We start from the raw sequence: 2,596 nt of genomic DNA, 5'->3' as shown, positions 1-2,596 counted from the left end.
ATTGCCGGGATGCTGGTGATGGCCGTCAGTTTGCTGCTGATGAAATGAAAGATTGCTGAAAGAAGGATGGCCAAAAGGTCTGATGGCCGGAGCGCTATCGTCGATTCACCTGCGTGACCTGATCGTTCAGAGTCCACAGATCGTAAAGATATCCCACCCCGACAAGGGCTCCGGTGAACAGGTAGATGATGGCGCTGATCCATTTTCCCATGTAAAACCGGTGGGCTCCGAACAACCCCAGAAAGGTGAGCAACACCCAGGCGACGGTGTAATCCCTGGGGCCGGCGGCAAAGCGCAGGTCCGCCTGGCGGTCCATGGACGGGATGAGAAACAGGTCGATGAGCCAGCCGATGCCCAGCAGGCCGAGGGTGAAGAACCAGAGGGTGCCGGTCACCGGTTTACCATAATAAAAACGGTGGCTGCCGGTAAAACCGAAGATCCACAGGATGTAGCCGATGGTTTTGCGGTGGGTGTCGCCGTGAGTCATGAATTGGTCTCCTTTCAAGGTTCTGTTTTTAGCTTGTGCCGGAGATCCTTGCAAGATACAAGGCCTTTATCTTTGTGGCTTCTTGGGACTGTTTTTTGGGGTAAGAAGCATTTGAAAGGGAAAAAATGAAAAAACGACTTCGCAAGAAACTGCATGTGGGAGAATACGCGGAGTGGGGGCGCCAGATCATCATCACGCGCAACCGCAAAGACGAATTCGATGAATTTCTCGATGCCTTTATTGACGAGGCCATCATTGCCAATGAATGCGGCTGTGGTGGCAGCGGCAAGGAGGATAGACTGGAGGTTGTCGTGGAGCTTGGCCGACGCTCGGAGGATCCCGATGCGAGGTTGAATAAAATTATCGCATGGCTCGATTCCCGCGCTGATGTGGAAAAGTGGAAGGTCGGCGATGAGTTCGATGTCTGGCATGAAGACGTTTAAGATACTGTTGTTTTTGTTTCTCATGGCCAATCCCGGCCCGGGCCATGCTTTGCCGGAAACCGGTGAAGTCTCGCAATTTCTTCGCGGCTGGCTCGAGGCGGCCACCAAGAGCCAGCAGGTATGGGTGGGCTGCGAACCGATTCATGCCGGCAAGGATCTGGTCGACTTTTATCACAGGCGCGATGACCGACCGGTGTGGGTGTCCGAGGAAGGGCCTTGCGAAGCTGCCCGGGAGCTGCTGGCGGTTCTCGGGAACGCTGAGCGGCATGGCCTTTTTCCCCGGGATTACCATTTTACCTGCCTTTCGGAGTGGTTGAAACCGGCTTCGGCGGAGCGACCGTGGAGTATCGACGCCAAGGAACTGGCCGGGATGGAAATCGTGCTCTCCGATGCCTTCGTTACTTTTGGAAACCACCTGGCCAGCGGAAAGATTGATCCGGAGACGATTTATCCCCATTGGATCTCTCCGAGGAAAAAAAATGAGGTCTTCGGACTGCTGGCCGGCATCACCACAGCGCAGGATGTGGACAACGCCGTCGAGGCGCTGGCCCCGGTCGGCGACGGCTACCGTGCCGCCATGGACGAGGCCCGGCGGCTTCGGACGGCGATTGCTTCGGGACAGTGGCGGGAGATTGAACCGGGGGAAACACTCCGAATTGGCGACCAATCTGCCAGAATCGAACAAGTTCGGGCGCGTCTCATCGTCGAGGGCGACCTTGCGGGTCCTGAAGAAAGCGGTGAGGGCGCTGCGGTCTTTGACGACCGACTGCAGGAAGCGGTCATCCGGTTTCAGCGTCGGCACGGGCTTTCCCCGGACGGCGCCATCGGCCGGCAAACCCTTGCCGCTCTGAACCGATCCCCGCAAGACCGGCTGCGCTGCGTTTTGGTCAACATGGAGCGCTGGCGTTGGCTTCCAAGGGATCTGGGCCGACGGCACATCATTGTCAACCCCCCCGCCTTTCAGCTTGAAGCTTTCCAGGAGGGGCGAAAGGTGATGGAGATGCCGGTCATTGTCGGAGAGGCCTACACCAAGACGCCGGTGTTCAGCAAAAACATGACCTATCTGGTGATCAACCCCTATTGGAATGTTCCCCGGGGCGTGCTGGCGCGCAAGATTCTGCCGAAGATCAAGAAGGATCCCGGCTACATCGCATCGCACCACTTCGAGTTGATCGGCGGATGGAAGGAATCGGCGGCGCCCTTGGATCCGACCCTCATCGACTGGTCCACGATACACGCCGGAAATTTTCCCGGGCGACTGCGGCAACGCCCGGGGCCCTGGAATTCATTGGGACGTATCAAGTTCATTTTCCCTAACGATTTCAGCGTATATTTGCACGACACACCGGACCGCCACCTGTTTCAGCGGACGGCGAGGGCATACAGCAGCGGGTGCATCCGGGTGGAAAAACCGATCGATCTGGCCCTCTTCGTCCTGGCACCGGACCCATCCTGGGATCGGGACCGGATCGAAGGCATCATCGCCGAGGCAAAGACCACCACGGTTGTGATCAAAGACCCGCTGACGGTTCATCTGCAGTACTGGACTTTCTGGGTCAAGCACACGAGGTGGGTCTTGCCACGACCCGGCAGGCCGAAGGCCAGTACGTTGTCGGCTCTCTCGACGAAGCCACCCTCGCAGAGTGTGGGGAGCAGCCTGCGGACC

General features: G+C 57.9%; 3 protein-coding genes. 2 read left to right on the top strand and 1 reads right to left on the bottom strand.

The window, feature by feature from the left end; genetic code table 11:
* Positions 1-94 precede the first annotated feature (94 nt).
* Complete coding sequence (locus R6V78_RS01220; protein WP_410287496.1) at positions 95-487, bottom strand: NINE protein; 393 nt, start codon at positions 485-487, stop codon at positions 95-97.
* Between the two features lie 125 nt (positions 488-612).
* Here R6V78_RS01220 and R6V78_RS01215 point away from each other — a divergent pair, with 125 nt between their 5' ends.
* Together R6V78_RS01215 and R6V78_RS01210 are read left to right on the top strand one after the other, a co-directional pair.
* Complete coding sequence (locus R6V78_RS01215; RefSeq protein ID WP_410287495.1) at positions 613-930, top strand: 50S ribosome-binding protein YggL; 318 nt, start codon at positions 613-615, stop codon at positions 928-930.
* The coding region (locus R6V78_RS01210) for a murein L,D-transpeptidase (RefSeq protein WP_410287494.1) at positions 917-2,596 on the top strand (1,680 nt) is incomplete at its 3' end. The genes R6V78_RS01215 and R6V78_RS01210, both read left to right, overlap by 14 nt.

Source organism: Desulfosarcina sp. (genome assembly GCF_046496365.1).
GTDB lineage: Bacteria > Desulfobacterota > Desulfobacteria > Desulfobacterales > Desulfosarcinaceae > Desulfosarcina.
Note: the sequence above shows the minus strand (reverse complement) of the source record. Positions and strands in the feature narration are given on the sequence as shown.

Coding starts and splice junctions, on each gene's coding strand:
- R6V78_RS01220 (WP_410287496.1), bottom strand. CDS start 487: ATGACTCACGGCGACACCCACCGCAAAACCATCGGCTACATCCTGTGG.
- R6V78_RS01215 (WP_410287495.1), top strand. CDS start 613: ATGAAAAAACGACTTCGCAAGAAACTGCATGTGGGAGAATACGCGGAG.